Source organism: Streptococcus sp. M143 (genome assembly GCF_000162495.1).
Lineage (GTDB): Bacteria > Bacillota > Bacilli > Lactobacillales > Streptococcaceae > Streptococcus > Streptococcus dentisani.
On sequence record NZ_GG730101.1, the window covers coordinates 1 to 5058 of the forward strand.

At 49.7% G+C, this 5058-nt stretch carries 1 tRNA gene and 3 rRNA genes; all 4 read right to left on the reverse strand.

Going from position 1 to position 5058, the window contains the following annotated elements:
• A 5S ribosomal RNA gene (gene rrf / locus HMPREF0850_RS0103500) occupies positions 1-116 on the reverse strand.
• Between the two features lie 76 nt (positions 117-192).
• Positions 193-3095 (reverse strand): 23S ribosomal RNA (locus HMPREF0850_RS0103505).
• Positions 3096-3217: 122 nt separating this feature from the next.
• Positions 3218-3290 (reverse strand) — tRNA-Ala (locus HMPREF0850_RS12540).
• Between the two features lie 51 nt (positions 3291-3341).
• Positions 3342-4888 (reverse strand): 16S ribosomal RNA (locus HMPREF0850_RS0103510).
• Together the 16S, 23S and 5S rRNA genes with 1 tRNA gene alongside form the textbook arrangement of a ribosomal RNA operon.
• Between the last annotated feature and the right edge of the window lie 170 nt (positions 4889-5058).

The window sequence follows — 5058 nt, forward strand, 5'->3', positions numbered from 1 at the left end:
GCTAAGCGACTTCCATATCTCACAGGGGGCAACCCCCAACTACTTCCGGCGTTCTAGGGCTTAACTGCTGTGTTCGGCATGGGTACAGGTGTATCTCCTAGGCTATCGTCACTTAACTCTGAGTAATACCTACTCAAAATTGAATATCTATCAAATACCAAGTAAACCTTACACTTCGTATCCTCAGTTACTTTGGATAAGTCCTCGAGCTATTAGTATTAGTCCGCTACATGTGTCACCATACTTCCACTTCTAACCTATCTACCTGATCATCTCTCAGGGCTCTTACTGATATAAAATCATGGGAAATCTCATCTTGAGGTGGGTTTCACACTTAGATGCTTTCAGCGTTTATCCCTTCCCTACATAGCTACCCAGCGATGCCTTTGGCAAGACAACTGGTACACCAGCGGTAAGTCCACTCTGGTCCTCTCGTACTAGGAGCAGATCCTCTCAAATTTCCTACGCCCGCGACGGATAGGGACCGAACTGTCTCACGACGTTCTGAACCCAGCTCGCGTGCCGCTTTAATGGGCGAACAGCCCAACCCTTGGGACCGACTACAGCCCCAGGATGCGACGAGCCGACATCGAGGTGCCAAACCTCCCCGTCGATGTGAACTCTTGGGGGAGATAAGCCTGTTATCCCCAGGGTAGCTTTTATCCGTTGAGCGATGGCCCTTCCATACGGAACCACCGGATCACTAAGCCCGACTTTCGTCCCTGCTCGAGTTGTAGCTCTCGCAGTCAAGCTCCCTTATACCTTTACACTCTGCGAATGATTTCCAACCATTCTGAGGGAACCTTTGGGCGCCTCCGTTACCTTTTAGGAGGCGACCGCCCCAGTCAAACTGCCCGTCAGACACTGTCTCCGATAGGGATAACCTATCCGGGTTAGAGTGGCCATAACACAAGGGTAGTATCCCAACAACGTCTCCTTCGAAACTGGCGTCCCGATCTCATAGACTCCTACCTATCCTGTACATGTGGTACAGACACTCAATATCAAACTGCAGTAAAGCTCCATGGGGTCTTTCCGTCCTGTCGCGGGTAACCTGCATCTTCACAGGTACTAAAATTTCACCGAGTCTCTCGTTGAGACAGTGCCCAAATCATTACGCCTTTCGTGCGGGTCGGAACTTACCCGACAAGGAATTTCGCTACCTTAGGACCGTTATAGTTACGGCCGCCGTTTACTGGGGCTTCAATTCATACCTTCGAGTTACCTCTAAGCACTCCTCTTAACCTTCCAGCACCGGGCAGGCGTCACCCCCTATACATCATCTTACGATTTAGCAGAGAGCTGTGTTTTTGATAAACAGTTGCTTGGGCCTATTCACTGCGGCTGACTTAAAGTCAGCACCCCTTCTCCCGAAGTTACGGGGTCATTTTGCCGAGTTCCTTAACGAGAGTTCTCTCGCTCACCTGAGGCTACTCGCCTCGACTACCTGTGTCGGTTTGCGGTACGGGTAGAGTATGTTTAACGCTAGAAGCTTTTCTTGGCAGTGTGACGTCACTAACTTCGCTACTAAACTTCGCTCCCCATCACAGCTCAATGTTATAGAATTAAGCATTTGACTCAATTCACACCTCACTGCTTAGACAGACACTTCCATTCGTCTGCTTTAGTTAGCCTACTGCGTCCCTCCATCACTACATACTCTAGTACAGGAATATCAACCTGTTGTCCATCGGATACACCTTTCGGTCTCTCCTTAGGTCCCGACTAACCCAGGGCGGACGAGCCTTCCCCTGGAAACCTTAGTCTTACGGTGGACAGGATTCTCACCTGTCTTTCGCTACTCATACCGGCATTCTCACTTCTATGCGTTCCAGCACTCCTCACGGTACACCTTCATCACACATAGAACGCTCTCCTACCATACCTATAAAGGTATCCACAGCTTCGGTAAATTGTTTTAGCCCCGGTACATTTTCGGCGCAGGGTCACTCGACTAGTGAGCTATTACGCACTCTTTGAATGAATAGCTGCTTCTAAGCTAACATCCTAGTTGTCTGTGCAACCCCACATCCTTTTCCACTTAACAATTATTTTGGGACCTTAGCTGGTGGTCTGGGCTGTTTCCCTTTCGACTACGGATCTTAGCACTCGCAGTCTGACTGCCGACCATAATTCTTTGGCATTCGGAGTTTATCTGAGATTGGTAATCCGGGATGGACCCCTCACCCAAACAGTGCTCTACCTCCAAGAATCTCTAATGTCGACGCTAGCCCTAAAGCTATTTCGGAGAGAACCAGCTATCTCCAAGTTCGTTTGGAATTTCTCCGCTACCCACAAGTCATCCAAGCACTTTTCAACGTGCCCTGGTTCGGTCCTCCAGTGCGTCTTACCGCACCTTCAACCTGCTCATGGGTAGGTCACATGGTTTCGGGTCTACGACATGATACTAATGCGCCCTATTCAGACTCGGTTTCCCTGCGGCTCCGTCTCTTCAACTTAACCTCGCATCATATCGTAACTCGCCGGTTCATTCTACAAAAGGCACGCTCTCACCCATTAACGGGCTCGAACTTGTTGTAGGCACACGGTTTCAGGTTCTATTTCACTCCCCTCCCGGGGTGCTTTTCACCTTTCCCTCACGGTACTGGTTCACTATCGGTCACTAGGGAGTATTTAGGGTTGGGAGATGGTCCTCCCAGATTCCGACGGGATTTCTCGTGTCCCGCCGTACTCAGGATACTGCTAGGTACAAAGACTATTTTAAATACGAGGCTGTTACTCTCTTTGGCTGATCTTCCCAAATCATTCTTCTATAATCTTTGAGTCCATATTGCAGTCCTACAACCCCGAAGAGTAAACTCTTCGGTTTGCCCTCCTGCCGTTTCGCTCGCCGCTACTAAGGCAATCGCTTTTGCTTTCTCTTCCTGCAGCTACTTAGATGTTTCAGTTCACTGCGTCTTCCTCCTCACATCCTTAACAGATATGGGTAACAGGTAGTACCTGTTGGGTTCCCCCATTCGGAAATCCCTGGATCATCGCTTACTTACAGCTACCCAAGGCATATCGTCGTTTGTCACGTCCTTCTTCGGCTCCTAGTGCCAAGGCATCCACCGTGCGCCCTTATTAACTTAACCTTATTTTCTGACCTTTCAGTCAGTAACTCTTTTAATACTACAGCGTTTCGGTTTATTTTCTTGTTACTATTTGATATAGATATTCAATTTTCAATGTGCATTACTTGGTGATCTCTCACCAATGGAGCCTAGCGGGATCGAACCGCTGACCTCCTGCGTGCAAAGCAGGCGCTCTCCCAGCTGAGCTAAGGCCCCACAAGACCTCTCAAGACTAAACAAGACCAATGCGCAGTTCCTTATCCTTAGAAAGGAGGTGATCCAGCCGCACCTTCCGATACGGCTACCTTGTTACGACTTCACCCCAATCATCTATCCCACCTTAGGCGGCTGGCTCCTAAAAGGTTACCTCACCGACTTCGGGTGTTACAAACTCTCGTGGTGTGACGGGCGGTGTGTACAAGGCCCGGGAACGTATTCACCGCGGCGTGCTGATCCGCGATTACTAGCGATTCCGACTTCATGTAGGCGAGTTGCAGCCTACAATCCGAACTGAGACTGGCTTTAAGAGATTAGCTTGCCGTCACCGGCTTGCGACTCGTTGTACCAGCCATTGTAGCACGTGTGTAGCCCAGGTCATAAGGGGCATGATGATTTGACGTCATCCCCACCTTCCTCCGGTTTATTACCGGCAGTCTCGCTAGAGTGCCCAACTGAATGATGGCAACTAACAATAGGGGTTGCGCTCGTTGCGGGACTTAACCCAACATCTCACGACACGAGCTGACGACAACCATGCACCACCTGTCACCTCTGTCCCGAAGGAAAACTCTATCTCTAGAGCGGTCAGAGGGATGTCAAGACCTGGTAAGGTTCTTCGCGTTGCTTCGAATTAAACCACATGCTCCACCGCTTGTGCGGGCCCCCGTCAATTCCTTTGAGTTTCAACCTTGCGGTCGTACTCCCCAGGCGGAGTGCTTAATGCGTTAGCTGCGGCACTAAACCCCGGAAAGGGTCTAACACCTAGCACTCATCGTTTACGGCGTGGACTACCAGGGTATCTAATCCTGTTTGCTCCCCACGCTTTCGAGCCTCAGCGTCAGTTACAAGCCAGAGAGCCGCTTTCGCCACCGGTGTTCCTCCATATATCTACGCATTTCACCGCTACACATGGAATTCCACTCTCCCCTCTTGCACTCAAGTTAAACAGTTTCCAAAGCGTACTATGGTTAAGCCACAGCCTTTAACTTCAGACTTATCTAACCGCCTGCGCTCGCTTTACGCCCAATAAATCCGGACAACGCTCGGGACCTACGTATTACCGCGGCTGCTGGCACGTAGTTAGCCGTCCCTTTCTGGTAAGATACCGTCACAGTGTGAACTTTCCACTCTCACACTCGTTCTTCTCTTACAACAGAGCTTTACGATCCGAAAACCTTCTTCACTCACGCGGCGTTGCTCGGTCAGACTTCCGTCCATTGCCGAAGATTCCCTACTGCTGCCTCCCGTAGGAGTCTGGGCCGTGTCTCAGTCCCAGTGTGGCCGATCACCCTCTCAGGTCGGCTATGTATCGTCGCCTTGGTGAGCCGTTACCCCACCAACTAGCTAATACAACGCAGGTCCATCTGGTAGTGGTGCAATTGCACCTTTCAAACAGTTATCATGCAATAACTGCTATTATGCGGTATTAGCTATCGTTTCCAATAGTTATCCCCCGCTACCAGGCAGGTTACCTACGCGTTACTCACCCGTTCGCAACTCATCCAGAGAAGCAAGCTCCTCCTTCAGCGTTCTACTTGCATGTATTAGGCACGCCGCCAGCGTTCGTCCTGAGCCAGGATCAAACTCTCATTAAAAGTTTGAGTTCTCACTCATTTCTGTCACTGACAGATTTATTGTTTTTTCATTGTTCAGTACTATAACCTTTGTTATAGTGCCCTGCACATTGGTTCGTCTTGTTCAGTTTTCAAAGGTCTTTGTCACTCAATCTCTCTCAAGCGACAACTATATTAGTATATCACAGCTG